Source organism: Actinoalloteichus fjordicus (genome assembly GCF_001941625.1).
GTDB classification, from domain to species: domain Bacteria; phylum Actinomycetota; class Actinomycetes; order Mycobacteriales; family Pseudonocardiaceae; genus Actinoalloteichus_A; species Actinoalloteichus_A fjordicus.
Map to the genome: position 1 here is coordinate 477,506 of NZ_CP016076.1, position 16,308 is coordinate 493,813.

Annotated in this window: 14 protein-coding genes; 9 read left to right on the forward strand and 5 right to left on the reverse strand. The window is 70.7% G+C overall.

The annotated features are described in order from the left end of the window. Positions 1 to 20: 20 nt before the first annotated feature. Positions 21 to 1,253, forward strand: a complete 1,233-nt coding sequence (locus UA74_RS02155; RefSeq protein ID WP_232237601.1) for a UDP-N-acetylmuramate dehydrogenase — start codon at positions 21 to 23, stop codon at positions 1,251 to 1,253. Between the two features lie 40 nt (positions 1,254 to 1,293). Here UA74_RS02155 and UA74_RS02160 read toward each other — a convergent pair whose 3' ends face one another. Then, complete coding sequence (locus tag UA74_RS02160) at positions 1,294 to 1,695, reverse strand: hypothetical protein (RefSeq protein ID WP_075738417.1); 402 nt, start codon at positions 1,693 to 1,695, stop codon at positions 1,294 to 1,296. 550 nt (positions 1,696 to 2,245) lie between these two features. Here UA74_RS02160 and UA74_RS02165 point away from each other — a divergent pair. The 3 genes from UA74_RS02165 (at position 2,246) to UA74_RS02175 (ending at position 5,173) form a co-directional block, all read left to right on the forward strand. Next, positions 2,246 to 2,434 (forward strand): hypothetical protein, encoded by a 189-nt coding sequence (locus UA74_RS02165; RefSeq protein WP_075738419.1) that lies wholly within the window; start codon positions 2,246 to 2,248, stop codon positions 2,432 to 2,434. 533 nt (positions 2,435 to 2,967) lie between these two features. Continuing rightward, complete coding sequence (locus UA74_RS02170) at positions 2,968 to 3,708, forward strand: hypothetical protein (RefSeq protein ID WP_157442142.1); 741 nt, start codon at positions 2,968 to 2,970, stop codon at positions 3,706 to 3,708. 148 nt (positions 3,709 to 3,856) lie between these two features. Further along, the gene (locus UA74_RS02175) at positions 3,857 to 5,173 is read left to right on the forward strand and encodes an XRE family transcriptional regulator (RefSeq protein WP_083682860.1); all 1,317 of its coding nucleotides are present in this window, start codon (positions 3,857 to 3,859) and stop codon (positions 5,171 to 5,173) included. Between the two features lie 345 nt (positions 5,174 to 5,518). Here UA74_RS02175 and UA74_RS02180 read toward each other — a convergent pair whose 3' ends face one another. The 4 genes from UA74_RS02180 to UA74_RS02195 all read right to left on the reverse strand — a co-directional run bounded on the left by UA74_RS02180 (position 5,519) and on the right by UA74_RS02195 (position 10,582). Continuing rightward, a complete protein-coding gene (locus UA74_RS02180) occupies positions 5,519 to 6,280 on the reverse strand; it encodes a VOC family protein (RefSeq protein WP_075738425.1) in 762 nt (253 codons plus the stop codon). A 377-nt stretch (positions 6,281 to 6,657) separates the two neighbouring features. Beyond that, complete coding sequence (locus UA74_RS02185) at positions 6,658 to 7,527, reverse strand: SDR family NAD(P)-dependent oxidoreductase (protein ID WP_232237602.1); 870 nt, start codon at positions 7,525 to 7,527, stop codon at positions 6,658 to 6,660. A gap of 172 nt (positions 7,528 to 7,699) precedes the next feature. Beyond that, entirely contained in the window at positions 7,700 to 9,187 is a 1,488-nt protein-coding gene (locus UA74_RS02190; protein WP_075738427.1) for an MFS transporter, read from the reverse strand. A 168-nt stretch (positions 9,188 to 9,355) separates the two neighbouring features. After that, positions 9,356 to 10,582, reverse strand: a complete 1,227-nt coding sequence (locus tag UA74_RS02195; RefSeq protein WP_075738429.1) for a GDSL-type esterase/lipase family protein — start codon at positions 10,580 to 10,582, stop codon at positions 9,356 to 9,358. A 294-nt stretch (positions 10,583 to 10,876) separates the two neighbouring features. Here UA74_RS02195 and mshA point away from each other — a divergent pair, with 294 nt between their 5' ends. The 5 genes from mshA to UA74_RS02220 all read left to right on the forward strand — a co-directional run bounded on the left by mshA (position 10,877) and on the right by UA74_RS02220 (position 16,105). Beyond that, on the forward strand, positions 10,877 to 12,202 hold the full coding sequence (mshA, locus tag UA74_RS02200) for a D-inositol-3-phosphate glycosyltransferase (protein WP_157433947.1): 1,326 nt from the start codon (positions 10,877 to 10,879) through the stop codon (positions 12,200 to 12,202). Then, positions 12,199 to 12,717, forward strand: coding sequence for a type III secretion system chaperone family protein (locus tag UA74_RS02205; protein ID WP_404799958.1), 519 nt, complete (start codon positions 12,199 to 12,201; stop codon positions 12,715 to 12,717). The genes mshA and UA74_RS02205 overlap by 4 nt, the downstream gene beginning before the upstream one ends. A gap of 488 nt (positions 12,718 to 13,205) precedes the next feature. Beyond that, positions 13,206 to 13,958: a phosphoglyceromutase gene (locus UA74_RS02210; RefSeq protein WP_075743318.1), complete on the forward strand. Its 753-nt coding sequence runs from the start codon at positions 13,206 to 13,208 to the stop codon at positions 13,956 to 13,958. A 222-nt stretch (positions 13,959 to 14,180) separates the two neighbouring features. Continuing rightward, entirely contained in the window at positions 14,181 to 15,428 is a 1,248-nt protein-coding gene (locus UA74_RS02215; protein WP_157433948.1) for a sensor histidine kinase, read from the forward strand. Beyond that, a complete protein-coding gene (locus UA74_RS02220) occupies positions 15,425 to 16,105 on the forward strand; it encodes a response regulator transcription factor (RefSeq protein WP_075738431.1) in 681 nt (226 codons plus the stop codon). The genes UA74_RS02215 and UA74_RS02220 overlap by 4 nt, the downstream gene beginning before the upstream one ends. The last annotated feature ends 203 nt before the right edge of the window (positions 16,106 to 16,308 follow it).

The following is a 16,308-nucleotide window of genomic DNA, read 5'->3' on the forward strand; positions in this document are numbered from 1 at the left end:
AAAGGCTACCGTTGGCCCCCGTGACCACACCGTTGTCGGGGTCCGCGACAGGCGTCGCCGCCCCGCTAGCCGACGTGCCGCTCGCCGATCACACCACGCTGCGGCTTGGAGGCCCTGCCGCAGGCTTCATCGAGGCCAAGACGTCCGCCGAGGTCATCGAGGCGGTCACCGCCGCCGACGCGAGCGCGACGCCCGTCCTCGTGCTGGGCGGCGGCTCGAACCTGGTGGTGTCGGACGACGGATTCCCCGGCATCGTGGTGCGGATCGCCACGCGGGGGCGGCGGTTCGAGCGGGTTTCGGCCGGCGGAGTCGGCGAAGGAGATAGAGCGGGCGGAGCCGGCGAAGGCAATAGAGCCGGCGGAGCTGGCGAGGGCGATAGAGCCGGCGAAGGCAACAGAGCAGGCGAACACAGCGGACCCGGCGGAGCGCGTGCCGTGGAACTCGTCGTCGAGGCGGGGGAGGACTGGGACGACGTCGTCGCCGACGTCGTGGCGCGCGGACTCTCCGGGCTGGAGTGCCTGTCCGGGATTCCCGGTCGGGTCGGCGCGGTGCCGGTGCAGAACGTCGGCGCCTACGGCGTCGAGGTGTCGGAGCTGCTGACCTCAGTCGACCTGCTCGACCGCCGCACGGGCGAGTCGCGCACCGTGCCTGCGGCCGAGCTGGGACTGGCCTACCGGACCAGCGTGCTCAAGGGCCAGGATGACGCCGTCGTGCTGCGAGCCCGGTTCCTCCTGCACGAGGATGCCGAGTCCCGGCCGATTCGCTACGCCGAGCTGGCCCGCACGCTCGGCGTCGAGGTCGGTGCCCGAGCGCCGATCGTCGAGGTTCGCCGGGCGGTCCTGGGACTGCGGGCTGGCAAGGGCATGGTGCTCGACCCGACCGATCCGGACACCTGGAGCGCCGGGTCGTTCTTCACCAACCCGCTCGTCGCGGGCGCCGATCTGCCTGCGGTGCTGGCCGTCATCGCGGCCGAGGTCGGAGCGGACGTGCCGGTGCCGCAGTATCCGGCGGGCGAGGATCAGGTGAAGCTCTCGGCGGCCTGGCTCATCGAGCGGGCGGGATTCCACAAGGGACACGCGGGGCCGAGCGGTCGGGTGGCTCTGTCCGGCAAGCACACCCTGGCGTTGACCAACCGAGGCGGCGCCGCGACCGAGGAGCTGCTCGCGCTGGCCCGCGAGGTCCGCGACGGCGTCGAGACCGCCTTCGGCATCGAACTCCACCCGGAGCCGGTGCTGGTCAACTGCGCGCTCTGACGACTGCTCGCGGCAGCAGCCGACGGCCCCCGGTGGTCTGTCACGGCGTGGGCAGCGCTGGCAGCGCCTCGTTCAGCTTGGCCTTCACCGCGTCCGGGGCGGCCTCGCGCACCATGGGGCGGACACAGCGGCAGCGGTCGAGCCGGGCCTCGACGACGCAGAGATAGACGCCGATCACCCGCAGGGCGAGCGCCACGTCTCGCAGATTGCCGAGTTGGTGATCGGCGTACTTCTCCGCGAGGGATGCGACGGCCCTGCGGACGACCTCGGGCCGGTCTCGGAGGGCGCGTCGCACGACGCCCTGCACGTCGCGCACGAAGCGGTTGCGCAGTCGACACAGCTCCTCGGCGACGTCGGCGAGCACCGGACACACCGTCGCCCCCGCTGATACCAGCGCCTGCCAGTCGGCCGCACCCGCCAGCGCCCTCGATCGCGCCCGCACCCGACCCTGCCAGGCGGCGCGGGCGGTATGCCGCTCGATGACGGTGCGCGTCGCCGCCGGGCCGCGCGGGCCCCGGCGTCGCGACGGGGTGCGGATGCCGGGTGGCTTCGTGGCCGTCGAGCGGCCGCCCGTTCTCGATTTCGATCGGCGGACAACGGGCGCGGGTTTCTGCCGAAATGAGGCGCCGAGTGAATCGTGCAGATGGCAGCGGCGGTGGAATGTCGACGTGCGGTCGACGGGATTTCGACACGGGGTGCCGTCCTGTGTCGGATGGCCGCAGCGGCGAGGAGGTGGGCCTTTTCGCGCCATTCGACGATTCTGCTGGACTGCCCGCAATTCGTCTGTAGTCATCTCGGGTGATGACGGTCCGCCTGTCGGCCGGCCAGCCTGCGCCCCGGGCGCCAGGCCCGACGCCTGCCTGCCCTGGTCGGCGGCGGCCGGTAGCTCACTGTGCGTGTCCATGGCGGGCATTACTCCTTATGGGTGCAGACAGTCCGCAGCAGGGCTAAATCGTTGGTTGAGTGTCAGTCCGTTCGGGTAGAACACCGGCATGAACATGATCGAGGGGCGAGACATCGTGGATCGTGGTATGGGCACAGGGGTGCCGGTGGAGCAGGCGGACGGCCTGGTGGTGAACACTCGCCGTGGTCGCTCCTTGGCCGTGCTGGTCTCCGTCGACGAGCTGGCCGCGCTGGAGGACGACCTGGAACTCAGCCTGGGCAGCCGCATGGTCGCCTGACGATTCCCCGCTGAAGAATCGACGCCGGGTCGCCTGGGTGGGTGCCACCGCGACCTGCGTCGTCGCCTTTGGACAATCGTCGAGGCGATATTCGATCCTGTTTCATCCCGGTGCCGTGTCGAATCCGAGCCGGATTCTATGCCGTCATTCCGGAACACCGGCGGTCTTCTCACCGACATGAGCGTGGCCGGATACTGCGCAGGCTCGGCCACCGATGAGCCGCTGTGCCAGTCGTGAATCTCGGCGAAGCTCGGGGACCCCCGGACCCCGAACCTGGGTGACGCCGCTCTCGAGCTGCCGCAGCGGTCGGCCACGGCCGGCGAGCGAATCCCCGGCAGCCGAGGCGGCGGTGGGCGGCGGTGGAGGGCGCCCACACGGCGGAGTCGTCGCCAGCCGCTCCCCAGGCCGAGGAGTAGCGGCCTGCTGCCGCCGCCGCACGAGTCCGCCCTGATGGTCGACGCGAATTGTCGCCCTTGCCGGGTACAACGGAGGAAAGGCGATGAAACACGGACGGCGATGTCAGGAGTGCTTCAGTGGTCGCGGAATACCGTCGAGGAGTCTCTCGCTTTGCCGATCTCGTCGCGCCGGTCGCCCCGGTGCGCTTCGCCGAGGCGTTGCTCGGCTGGCTCGCCGACAGCCACACGGCCGCGCGGGACCTCCAGGAGCTGCGGCGACGCCATTCGAAGGCCGACTGGGCGAACACCCACAGCTTCGGCACCGACCGTTATCACTATCTGGTCGGGACGGCCGAGGCAATGGCCGAGGAACTGAGCGGTGTCGAGTCCGACCAGTCGCGGCAGTCGTTATTCCTGTGCACTCCGCAGGCGTTGATCTATCAGTGTCGGGCCAAGGGCGGCTCGCCGGACGAACCGCTCCTGCAGGAGGGATACGTTCAACGCAGCCTGGCCATGCCCGACGTGGACCCGGCCGACCTCGATCCTGGATTGTTCACCCCCAAGTTCGCCGTCAGCGGCGGACGCGAGGTGATCTTCCTGCTGTGGACGGGTTCCGAGGAGGGGCTCGCCGAGGCGTGGGTGGGACAGGGCAGCCGCAATGCCCAGCACGGCATCGCCTGGACGTGGCTGCATCCCCTGCGGGACGTGATCGACGGGATCGGCTCGGCCGCGCCCTCGACGACGATTCCCGACGGGCCTACGCAGCCCATGCTGGACCTGCCGGAACTCGATCTCTCGCCGCGTGGCGAGGAGGCCGCAGGCGCAGCGGACCCCGCCGCCGACGGTGACGACCCGCAGGCCCGGCCCGAGGCCGGCTGACGCCGCTCAAGATCCACTTCCGGCCACCCTCGTGGCACGGCGCGAGCCGCCACGGGGGAGACTGGTCGCCGGCAAGAGTCTGTCTTCGATCCCGCTGGAGTCGTGAGCGGGGATCGGCGTGGCTGAGCTGCCAGGCGGAGAGGGAGCCATGACTCCAGTCATGGTGACCGACGACGACGCCGCAGATCGCCACGCAGGCCCCGCGCAACGGCAAGGCGGGGATCAAGGACAGGGTCTAAGACGAGCGGCGACCACCGGGGGCGGCATGACGATCACGGGTTCCCCGCGAGAGGACCGGCCGTTCGACCCGGCGCGGCTCGTGCTCGGTCGACGGCTCGCGGGGCTGCACACCAGGGACCTCGCCGCCGCGATCGATCGCGTCCCCGCCACCGTCGCGCGGTACGAGTCCGGCCTGGCCACGCCGCCGGCCGACGTCAGAGAGCGATGCGCCCAGACGCTCGGCCTGCCGGTGAGCTTCTTCGAGCCGGGCCGGCCTCAGCTGCGGCTGGACACCGGGCGGGCGCACTTCCGCTCGCTGCGGGCCACCACCGTGGTGGAGCGTGATCAGGCGTTGGCCCAGGTGGAACTGCTGTGGGAGATCGTCGTCCGCGTCGAAGAGGTGGTGAACCTGCCGCCGGTGGACCTCGACGCCGTCGCGGCGGACAGCCCGGCGGCAGCGGCGCGGGCGGTCCGGCACGCCTGGGGATTCGGTGACGGGCCGCTGCCGCATCTGGTCCGGCACCTCGAGGCCCGTGGCGTGGTGGTTACCCGGCTGCGCGGTGCCGGGGCGGCCCGGGGCCCGGCCGCCAAGGGCTCCTCGACGCCTGCACAGGCAGGCTCGCCGGGATCTGCGGCCTACGCGCGACCGAAGTCGGGCAGCTCCCGGCGCGGACGCAAGAACATCGACGCCTTCTCCGCGCCGGTCGACGGCAGACCCATCATCGTGCTGACCGACAAGGGCGACGTGCTGCGCCGTCGCTTCTCCGTCGCCCACGAACTCGGCCACCTGATGCTGCACCCGGACCCGGCCCCCGGCAGTGCACATCACGAGGGCGAGGCCAACGCCTTCGCCGCCGAGCTGCTGATGCCGGAAGCGGTGTTCGGCGACCTGCTTCCCGACCCCACCGACCTCGTCGCGCTCGCCGAGCTGGGCGGTCGCTGGGGGGTGTCCATCGCCGCGATGGCCTATCGGGGCCGCACGCTCGGCGTCTACTCCGACTCGGTGTTCCGACAGCTCATGGTGACGCTCACCAGGCTGGGCTGGCGGTCTGGCGAACCGGTTCGGGGGGAGCATCCCGGCGAGGAGCCCGCTCTGCTCGTCAAGGCCCTGGACCTGGCGGCCGATCAGGGCCTCCCGCTGTCGCTCCTCGCCGAGCGGCTGCGGATCGGCCTGCCCTGTCTGCGGGAGCTGCTGGGCATCCGGGTGAGCCGTCCCCGGCTTCGGGTGATCTCCTCGTCCGGCTGACCCCGTCACCGGTCGGCGTTCGCCGACTGCCTGCAAGAGCCTGTCCTTGATCCCCGCCTTCCTGTTGCGCGGGGCCAGCGCGGCGATCTGCGGCGTTGTCGTCAGTCGACATAACTCCGTTATGTCTCTTTCCTCCGCCTGGCAGCTGAGCCACGCTGATCCCCGCTCACGACTCCAGGGGGGACCAAAGACAGGCTCTAAGGGCCGACGGCGCCTCGCCCGCCCCGGGCCAGGGCGAAGACCGTCGGGGGTCCTCGCCCGGCCCGAGGAGCGGGCGGCGGCGCGCAGACTGTTCACGCGCAGTTCCGGGACACGAGCAGGCGTGGCGCGCGCACTCTTCGTCGGTCAGGGCATCGCGTGCACGCCGAACCGGGCGCCGAACGGATCGGTGATCATCGACAGCCTGCCGAAGGGGAAGTCCTCCGGGGTGCTGGCCTGACCGCCCGCCGCGACGACCCGCTGCACAGCCGCATCAACGTCGGAGACCTCGAACGTGGTGTCCCAGCCGGTGGGCATCGTGCCGTCGGCGGCGAAGATCCCGCCGACGTCGTGACCGTCCGGCCGGATCAGGGACAGGAACTCCATGCCGGGAATCTGCGTGTTGCGTTCGGGTGTGAAGCCGAAGACCGAGGCGTAGAACTCGGCGGTCGGCTCCGGGTTCTGGGTCATCAGGTCGTTACGCACCAGCGAGTTCGGCTCGTTGACCAGCTGCGCGCCGACGAGAGCCCTGCCCTGCCAGAGACCGAACTGGGAGCCTGCGGGATCGCGCACGATCGCCATCCGGCCCTGGTCCATCACGTCCATCGCCGGATTGACGATCGTGCCGCCCGCCGAGACGACGCGTTCGACGGTGGCGTCGCAGTCGTCGGTGGCCAGGTACACGCTCCACCAGAAGTCGGCGGCGTCGGCGTCCGGATTCGCCATGAGCCCGGCGACGGCCTTGCCCCGAAGCTGACAGATCGTGTAATTGCCCGTCTCGGGCGGGCCGGTGACGAACTCCCAGCCGAACACGGCGCGGTAGAAGTCGATCCCCCGCGCCAGGTCGGGGATGCCGAGGTCGATCCACGTCGGCGTCCCGGTGGGCTGGTTGGCGGTGACCTCGCTCATGGCTGCTCCGATCGGCCGAATCGATGCTGTCGGGCGAACGGTAAGCACGCCGCCCGGCGCCGCGTCGGCTGAGCTGCGGTTTTCCGCCGGTACGGATGAGCTGTGTCGCGCAGGCGGGGTGGATTAGCGCCGATCTCGGCGACGGTAGGACCGCCCTGCACCGATCGGCCGTCCCCGAACCCGTCGGCACTGAGCCGCCCGTGACCGGCAGGCCGCCGCGCCGGGCGGGCGGTCACCGCATCGAGCGCGGTGACCCGACTGGACGCATCCTCGGCCGCGATGGCCGAGTCCGGCGGACGGACCGTCCCGTGCTGTCGGCGGCCGGGCGACTCAAGAAGGACTCCCCCCGGCTCACCGCCGCTCGCCCTCCGCGCTGCTCAACTCTCCCGGACGGCTCGCATCGCGGAGTGCTGTGCCCGCGGCTTGAGGACGATGGAGTCGATGTTGACGTGTGCCGGGCGGGTGACCGCGAAGCCGATGGTCTCGGCGACGTCCTCGGCCGTCAGCGGCGTCAGGCCCGCGTAGACGCCTGCCGCGCGCTCGGCATCGCCGTCGAAGCGGACCAGCGAGAACTCGGTCTCGACCATGCCGGGCAGGATCTCGGTGAACCGGACCGGATCGGCGAGGTGCTCGCCGCGCAGCGTGCGGTGCAGCGCACTCTCGGCGTGCTTGGCGGAGGTGTACCCGGCGCCGTTGTCGTAGGCCTCGATCGCCGCGATCGAGGTGACGGTGACGACGTGGCCGTTTCCGGAGGCGATCAGGGCGGGCAGCAGCGCCTTCGTGATCCGCATCGTCCCGATGACGTTGGTCTCCCACATCCAGCGCCAGTCGTCCTCGTCGGCCTCGGCGACCGGCGCCAGGCCTCGGGCGCCGCCCGCGTTGTTCACCAGCACCCGGGCGGCGGGGATCGCCGCGACGAAGGCGGCCACCGAGTCCCGATCGGTGACGTCCAGTTGCAGGGCGGTGCCTGCGATCTCCTCGGCGAGGCGGGTCAGTCGGTCGACCCGGCGGGCGCCGATCACGACGTGGAAGCCCGCCTCGGCGAGCGTGCGGGCGGTGGCCTCGCCGATACCCGCGCTCGCCCCCGTGACCACGGCGACGGGGCGGTCGTCCCGCCCGGAGGGGGCGCCTGCCGAGGTCGTCACGTCGTTCGCGGGCTTGAGGTCGTTCGCGGTCTTCATCGCGTCTGCCGCCGCGACGGCGGCGGTGTCGGTGTCGCTGGCGCGGTCTGCCTCACTCGTGTTCACGGCTTCCGATGGTGCCCGATTCGCCGCCGCCGCACCGACCACCCGGCGGTGTGACGCGCGACACCGCACGGTCGCCTGCGGCTCGACCGGCGCAGACCCCCTCGTGCGCCGGTTCGGCCGAGCGGCGGTCGTGGCCGGGGACCAGCCTGCGCCGGCCGGGCTGCGCAGGCACTCAGCGGACGCGTCGGCCCGCCTGGACCGGGGGGCCGTCGATCGCGCAGTAGTGGCCGCGGGGACGCGCGGTGCCGGGCCGGTCGGGACGGTCGCTGATCAGCAGCGCCCCGATCAGCCCGCCGAACACCAGCAGCGCCGCGCACAGCACCATCGCGATGTGGAAGCCGTGGGTGAACGCCGTCGCGTCCTGGTAATCGTCGCCGCTGATGCCCGCAGCCATCGGGAGCACCGCCACGGCGAGTAGTCCCGAGGCACGGGCGATCGCGTTGTTGACGCCCGAGGCCACCCCGGCGTGCCGGGTCTCGGCGGCGGTGAGCACGGTGGCCGTCAGCGGCGCGACGATCAGGGCCAGCCCCAGGCCGAAGACGATCACGGCGGGCAGGACGTCGCGCGGATAGGACGAGCCCGGACCGATCCTGAGCATCAGCAGCACCCCGCCCGCCGCGAGCAGCGGACCGCCGCTCAGGAACAGCCGGGGACCGAGTCGATCGGCCAGCCCGCCGACCCTGGCGGAGAGCGCCAGCATGATCAGGGTGACCGGGAGCAGCGCCGTGCCCGCCAGGATCGGGGAGAACCCGGCCGCGACCTGGAGCTGCACCACCAGCAGGAAGAACACCCCGCCCAGTGCGGCGTAGACCGTCGCCGTGACGAGGTTCGCCGAGGTGAACTGGCGGTTGGCGAAGATGTCCGGCGGGAGCATCGGGTATCGACGTCGACGTTCGGTGGTCACGAAACCCGCCAGTGCGGCGATGCCGATCACCGCGCCCACGCCCACCGTCGCCGACCAGCCGCCGCCCGCCGCGATCAGGGCGAACGTGGCGCCGCCGAGCCCGAGGACGCCGAGCAGTCCGCCGAGGACGTCCAGCCGGGGCGCCGCCGCCGGGTCGCGGGACTCCGGCACCGCCCGCAGCACCAGGGCCACCACGGCGGCGGCCAGCGGAAGATTGATCAGGAAGATCCATCGCCAGCCGGGGCCTTCGACGAGCCAGCCCCCGAGGAACGGGCCGATGGCCGTCGCGATCCCGCCGAAGCCCGACCAGGCGCCGATGGCCTTGGCCCGGTCCTCGGGATGAAACGACGCGGAGATCAACGCCAGGCTGCCCGGCGTCAGCAGCGCCCCGCCGATGCCTTGCAGGACGCGCGAGGCCACGAGCATCTCGACCCCGACGGCCACCGCGCACAGCGCCGAGGCGACGGCGAACCAGACGATGCCGACGACGAAGACCCGACGGCGGCCGTAGCGGTCCCCGAGCGAGCCGCCGAGCAGGATCAACGAGGCCAGCGTCAGGGTGTAACCGTTGACCGTCCACTGGAGGTCGGCGAAATCGGCGTCGAGATCCCTTCCGAGGACGGGGAGGGCCACGTTGACCACCGTCGCGTCGATGCCCGCGATCGCCGAGCCGAGCACGGTGGCGAGCAGGAGCAGCCTGCCGGTGGCGGTGCCGAGCCTCACCTGCCCCGGACGTGCTGCCGCGCCTGCCGCCATGCGAGACCTCGCCTCGTGCGATCCCCGGACCGATCGACCCCGTCAGTGCTGCTCAGCGCCGGGTGATCTGAGGCTACGGCCACAGCCGACTCCCCTCAATTCGTGACGGGCGTCCCGCCCGCGCCGCCTGCTCTACGGTGCGGACGGCGACCGGGTCGCGAGGCAGGCTCAGTTCGTGGGCAGCTCGGCGATCGGGACGGCGTCGGCCATCAGCTCGGCGCCGCGCTGATTCGGGTGCGAGCCGTCGCCGACGTCGAGATCGGATCGCAGTCGTTCCGGTCGCTCCGGATCACGGACCACGGTGTCGAGGTCGACCACCAGATCGAAGTGTGTCGAGCGATGCAACGCGGCGTTCAAGGCGATACGGGCCGTCTCGACCTCCGGGCTGAACGATCGGTGCGCCCCGAACGGGGTCACCGTGGTCACCACGACGAACAGGCCCCGCGCGCGGCTCTGATCGGCCATGTCCTCCAGCGCGGCCAACACCGTGGGGGTGTCCGCCCCGTTCCGGAGATCGTTGCCGCCCGAATTGAGGATGACGGTGCGTGCGCCTGCCAGCGAGAGGACGTCCCGATCGAGCCGGTCGAGCTGGCTGCTGCCGCCGTAGGTCGTCGAGGTGATGATCTGATTGCCGGAGATCGAGGCGTTCGCGACGGCCAGCGTTCGCGGCCCCGAGACCTTCGCCAGTCGATCGGAGAGCAGGTCCGGCCAGCGTCGCGAAGCGGCCATGTCGGAGCCGACCCCGTCGGCGGTCGAGCTGCCGAGCACCACGACGGTGCCCCGCGCCGTGCCGCCGTAGATGACCGCGGCCCCGACCACCGGCCTGCTTCGATGTCGCTCGAACATCGCGCCGCCTGCGTCCATGCTGTGCTCGCCCGTCGCGAGCCAGGTGGGCTCGCCGGTCATCGAGTGCAGGGTGACCGGCCCGGTCGGGCCCGGCAGGTGATAGCTCACGACGAGCCGCGATCCGTCGCGGACGGCGAAGGGCACCGGGTCGGTGTAGACGCTCTCCCCGGCCGGGATGCGCAGTGCGGTCTGGCCGTCGTCGCGCAGCCGGACCCGGCCGCCGAGCGCGATCGCGGGCCCGTCGTTCAACGGCCTGGCGAGGGTGACGGCCTCCACGTCCAACGGCGTTAGTCCGTAGGTGTTGTCTAGTCGTAGGCTGATCGCGTCGCCGCCCGCGCTGACGCGGATGACGGTGCGGACGGTGACATCGGTGAAGCCGAGCGACTCCGGCTGGGCCTCCTGCGGAGGCTGCGGCGCAGCGGACCAGGTCGTGATCCCCGCCTGCGGATCGAGTGCGACAGGCAGCGCCTCCTTCGTCGGGCCCATCGGGAGCACCGACAGCACGGCGAGACCGCCGAGGACCAGAGCGGCTGAGGTGAGCCTGCGCATTGTGGGTCTCCTGATGGTGTGGTCGTGCCGCACACGGCCGTCGGGGCGCGCGTGCCATGCCCGCGATCTCCGCCGGGCGAGGTGTCCGACGTCTGTCGCACGCCCGCGGCAGGCAGATCGATCCTGCCGGTCGGGAAGCTCTGCCGGAAGAGTGTCGTTGAGCAACAGGGCGGGCTTCGTTCGGAGTCGAAGCCGAGTCAGAAGAAGCACGAGGAAAGGATGATGCAGCGTGGCCGAACTCGGCGCGTGCGTCCCGTCGGCAGCCGGGGCGAGCGGAGACAGCCAGGTGAGGTCATGGGCGAGGTGACCGAGCTGAGGAGCCCGGCCAGGTCGCGGAATCCCCGTCGGGTCGCGGTGCTGTCCCTGCACACCTCTCCGTTGGAACTGCCGGGCGTCGGCGACGCGGGCGGCATGAACGTCTATGTCATGCAGACCGCGTTACGGCTTGCGGGTCGGGGTGTGGAGGTCGAGGTCTTCACCAGGGCGACCTCCTCCGACCTGCCGCCGGTGGTGGAACACGCCCCCGGCGTCCTGGTCCGCCATGTGATGGCGGGACCCTTCGAGGATCTGAGCAAGCAGGAACTGCCCGCCCAACTCTGTGCGTTCGCCGCAGGCGTCCTGCGGGTCGAGGCGCAGAGCGAGCCGGGGTACTACGACCTGGTGCACTCGCACTACTGGCTCTCCGGTCAGGTCGGCTGGCTGGCCAAGGAACGCATGGGGGTGCCGTTGGTGCACACGGCACACACCCTGGCGAAGGTGAAGAACGCCGCGCTGGCCGAGGGCGACGAACCGGAGCCTCGGGTCAGGGTGATCGGCGAGGAACAGGTCGTGGCCGCCGCGGATCGGCTGGTCGCCAACACGGCGTTCGAGTTCGACCAGCTGGTGTCCCTCTACGGCGCCAGATCGGAGTCGGTGGCCACCGTGCCGCCCGGTGTCGACCTGCACACCTTCGCGCCCGCCGACATCGGCCGGGCACGGGCGGAGTTGGGCCTGGCGGCGGACGCCGTGGTGCTGACCTTCGTCGGGCGCATCCAGCCGTTGAAGGCGCCGGACGTCCTGGTGCGGGCGGCGGCCAGACTCCTCGCCGAGGAGCCCGCGCTGCGGGAACGGCTCGTGGTGCTGATCGTCGGCGGCCCCTCCGGCACCGGGCTGGAACAGCCGGAGGCGTTGCAGAAGCTGTCCGCCGAACTCGGGATCGGCGATGTGGTGCGGTTCCTGCCGCCGAGGTCGGGCCCGGCGCTCGCGGCCGTCTACCGGGCGTCCGACGTGGTGGCCGTGCCGAGCCACAACGAGTCGTTCGGCCTGGTCGCCTTGGAGGCGCAGGCCTGTGGAACGCCGGTGGTGGCCGCAGCCGTCGGGGGGCTGCCGGTGGCGGTGGCCGACGGCCGGTCCGGCAGGCTGGTGTACTCGCACGACCCCGCCGAGTGGGCGCGGATGCTGCGCTCGGTCGCCGTGGATCGGGAGCACCGGGCCGCCCTGGCGGCAGGCGCACTGGCCCACGCTCGCCGATTCTCCTGGGACAGCACGACGGACTCGCTGATGGCGACCTATCGTGAGGCGATCGGAGCCTTCGGTGAGGACGGTGTCCGCCGACTCGGACGAGAGGGCAGGGCAGGGTGAGCGACGCGGATACGGACCGGCGACAGGGGATCGAGGAGCTGATCGCCGTCGTCTTGGACGAGCGGGAGCTGACCTATCGGCGCGAGGGCGCCGGTCGGTTCACCGTCACCCTGCCCGGTGTGCGGAAGCTGGAGACGACCTGCCTGCTCACGGTGGGCGCGCAGGCGCTGCGGGTCGAGGCGTTCGTCTGCCGTGCACCCGACGAGGCCCACGAGCAGGTGTACCGCTATCTGCTGCGGAAGAACGCCCGGCTCTACGGCGTCCACTATTCGATCGACACGCTCGGTGACATCTACCTGATCGGACGGATCGGACTCTCCGCAGTCGACGAGGAGGAACTCGACCGAGTGCTCGGGCAGGTGCTGGAGACGGCGGACGGGGATTTCAACCTGCTGTTGGAGATCGGCTTCGCGAGTGCCATTCGGCGCGAGTTCCAGTGGCGGACCTCGCGCGGCGAGTCGACCCGGAATCTTGCGGCCTTCGACCATCTGTTCCGGGATCCAGACCCAGGCTGAGCTGGGCTGTTCGGCGCGGGAGCGCCGGACAAGCGCGGAGCGGCTTGGGAGAGAGGGGGAGTCGCGAACTCAAGCCGCCCCGCGCCAGGTCCCGTCTGTCGGATCGCTGAGCGGGGGGCACTCAGGACTCCTGACGGGGTCTGCGGTCCGACGGGGGAGGCGAACCGCAGGAGCTCTCGTCGGATCGGGGAGTGCGTGGGAGCCGATCCGGGAGAGCATTATCAACTTGGCAGAAGTTTCACATCCGGCACAAGGGGTTGGCACTGCTCCATTCGAGTGTATCGATCAGGGTTGTGTAACGGATCTATTGCATCAACTCGGACGGTAGTCAACATTGGTGAGCTGGCTCACCATCCATGGGGCGATCAGGCGAGAGCACATCGATTCAAGAGCACTCTGAGTGATGATTTTCGGCGGCTCGCGACCCTTTCCTTGTCGTCCTGGTGGCTGCCTGCATCCTCGGCGGCAGGCCTGGCAGGCTGGGGCCCATGACTTCAGACGTGGGCACTCTGGTGCTGCTTCGACACGGCGAGAGCACCTGGAACGCCGAGAACCTGTTCACCGGGTGGGTCGACGTGCCGTTGTCGGAGAAGGGACTGGTGGAGGCCCGCCGAGGCGGCGACCTGCTGACGGCGGCGAACCTGCTGCCCGACATCGTGCACACCTCCTTGCTGCGCCGCGCCATCGGCACCGCCAATCTGGCACTGGACGCGGCCGACCGGCACTGGGTCCCGGTGCGGCGAGACTGGCGCCTCAACGAGCGGCACTACGGAGCCCTCCAGGGCAAGAACAAGAAACAGACCCTGGAGACCTACGGCGAGGAGCAGTTCATGCTCTGGCGTCGCTCCTACGACACGCCGCCGCCGGAGATCGCCCTCGGCGACGAGTACGGCCAGGACGCCGACCCGCGCTACGCGGACCTCGGTCCGGCGATGCCGCGCACCGAATGCCTCAAGGACGTGGTGACTCGGCTGCTCCCGTACTGGGAGGAGGCGATCGTGCCGGATCTCCGGGCGGGCCGCACCGTCCTGGTCGCTGCGCACGGCAACTCGCTGCGGGCCCTGGTCAAGCACCTGGACGGGGTCTCCGACGAGGCCATCTCCTCGCTGAACATCCCCACCGGCATTCCGCTGCGCTACGACCTCGACGCCGACCTCACCCCGGTGCGTCCCGGCGGCACCTACCTCGACCCGGACGCGGCGAACGAGGCCATCGCCGCCGTCGCCAATCAGGGTCGCTAGTCGTCGCGCCCGGCTCGACGTCGACTCGCCGAGGCCTGCCTGCGCGGCCTCGGCCCGACACCGGCTGCCGCCGCGACATCGGCCGTTCACTCTTTCGAGGAGAACTCAGGGTGAACGGTCGGTGTCGCAGCGTCGAACATCTCGCCTCGGGACTGTCGAAGGCGTCACGTCTGCGCCGTTGACCCTGGGCTCATCGGGTGTCGGCGTGCTTACGATTCGGCTGTGGGCACGGTGGGTTCACTCGCGCTGTCGATCGGTCTCGTACTGGTCGGCGGCATCATCGGTCTCCTGATCGGCAGGCGGGCACGAAGGCCTTCCGCCAGAGACCGCTCCGTCGTCACGATCGCCGAGCTGCTGTCGCGGCTGATCGGCTCGGCCAAGAACGGCGTCGTCGTGCTCAATCGCTTCGGCGACGTCGTGATTCACAACGAGCGTGCCGTGGATCTGGGCGTGGTCCGGGCCAAGGTGCCCGACGCCAGGGCCAGGGCGGCCGCCGAGCGGGCGCTGATCGAGGACCGGACCGTGACGGTCGACCTGTCGCAGCCGACCAACCGGGGGCGCGCGCCGCGTGCCGTGGTCGCCGAGGCGAGACCCCTCGGCGACGGGTTCATCGTCGTCGACGCCGTCGACGAGTCCGAGGCGGTCCGGCTGGAGTCGACGAGACGTGACTTCGTGGCCAACGTCAGTCATGAGTTGAAGACCCCGGTCGGCGCGCTCGCGCTGCTCGCCGAGGCGATCCTCGACGCGGCGGGCGAGCCGGAGCAGGTGCGCCGCTTCAGCGGCAAGATCCTGCACGAGGCGACCCGGCTGGGGACGCTGGTCACGGAGCTGATCGCCCTCTCTCGGTTGCAGGGCGCGGAGCGGCTGCCGGAGTTGACCGCGCTGGACGTGGACGACCTCGTCCAGGAGGCGCTCGGCCGATGCAGGCTCGCGGCCGAGTCCGCAGGCATCGACGTCACCACGGACGAGGACATGGGCCTCGAGGTGGACGGCGACCGGATGCTGCTGGTCACGGCGCTGTCGAACCTGATCGACAACGCGATCTCCTACTCGCCGGAGGGCAGCCCGGTCAGCGTCAGCCGCAGGTTGGTGGCAGGCCACGTCGAGATCTCGGTGACCGACCGGGGGATCGGGATCGACCCGGAGCTCCAACAGCGCGTCTTCGAGCGGTTCTTCCGCGTCGACCAGGCACGATCCAGAGCCACCGGCGGCACCGGGCTGGGTCTGGCGATCGTCAAGCATGTCGCGGCCAATCACGGGGGGTCGGTTCGGCTGTGGAGCAGTCCCGGCACCGGATCGACGTTCACGCTCAGCGTGCCCGCGAAGGCCGCGCCGAGTCACGTTCCAGCCGAGCCGGGGGCGGCAGGCGCAGGTACCACAGGTGTGGAGGCGGCGGAGGTGGGCTCCGTCGCGATCGGCTCGGTCGGCGAGCGTCGGTCGACGGCCGTCCAACATGAAGGAGTGCAATGACGAGGGTGCTCATCGTCGAGGATGAGGAGTCCTTCTCCGAGCCGCTGGCCTTCCTGCTGCGCAAGGAGGGCTTCACCGCGGCAGTGGCGATGACCGGGCAGGAGGCGTTGGTCGAGTTCGACCGCAACGGCGCGGACATCGTGCTGCTGGACCTGATGCTGCCGGGAATGAGCGGCACCGACGTGTGCAGACAGCTTCGCCAGCGGTCGGGCGTCCCGGTGATCATGGTCACGGCGCGCGACAGCGAGATCGACAAGGTCGTCGGCCTGGAACTCGGAGCGGACGACTATGTGACCAAGCCCTACTCCGCCCGAGAGCTGATCGCCAGGGTGCGAGCGGTCCTGCGGCGCGGCGGCGACTCCGACGAGCTGCCGTCGCAGGTCCTGGAGGCGGGTCCGGTCCGGCTGGACGTCGAACGCCACGTCGTCACGGTCTCGGGGACGGAGGTCAGCCTCCCGCTGAAGGAGTTCGACCTGCTGGAATACCTGCTGCGCAACGTCGGGCGGGTGCTGACCAGGGGCCAGCTCATCGACCGGGTGTGGGGAGCGGACTACGTCGGCGACACCAAGACGCTGGACGTGCACGTCAAGCGGCTGCGCTCCAAGATCGAACCAGATCCGGGGAACCCCACCTTCTTGATCACCGTCCGAGGCCTGGGATACAAGCTGGAGACCTGATCGGTGACGGTTCGCGACGACCTCGGCCATGCCGGGTGACCGCGACGGCGGCGCTACCGCCTGGCTACCCGCCACTGCGCACGACTCGCCGGTAGCGAAGCGGTAACGTTGCACGCCATGCGCCCAGCGGTGCGTGACGTCGGGTTACCTGACGACGGCCTTCGACTCTGCGACGTGCCTGAGGCCGGGCGAAGACGACGTGG

Coding starts and splice junctions, on each gene's coding strand:
- UA74_RS02165 (WP_075738419.1), top strand. CDS start 2,246: ATGAACATGATCGAGGGGCGAGACATCGTGGATCGTGGTATGGGCACA.
- UA74_RS02175 (WP_083682860.1), top strand. CDS start 3,857: ATGACTCCAGTCATGGTGACCGACGACGACGCCGCAGATCGCCACGCA.
- UA74_RS02180 (WP_075738425.1), bottom strand. CDS start 6,280: ATGAGCGAGGTCACCGCCAACCAGCCCACCGGGACGCCGACGTGGATC.
- UA74_RS02190 (WP_075738427.1), bottom strand. CDS start 9,187: ATGGCGGCAGGCGCGGCAGCACGTCCGGGGCAGGTGAGGCTCGGCACC.
- UA74_RS02195 (WP_075738429.1), bottom strand. CDS start 10,582: ATGCGCAGGCTCACCTCAGCCGCTCTGGTCCTCGGCGGTCTCGCCGTG.
- mshA (WP_157433947.1), top strand. CDS start 10,877: ATGGGCGAGGTGACCGAGCTGAGGAGCCCGGCCAGGTCGCGGAATCCC.
- UA74_RS02210 (WP_075743318.1), top strand. CDS start 13,206: ATGACTTCAGACGTGGGCACTCTGGTGCTGCTTCGACACGGCGAGAGC.
- UA74_RS02220 (WP_075738431.1), top strand. CDS start 15,425: ATGACGAGGGTGCTCATCGTCGAGGATGAGGAGTCCTTCTCCGAGCCG.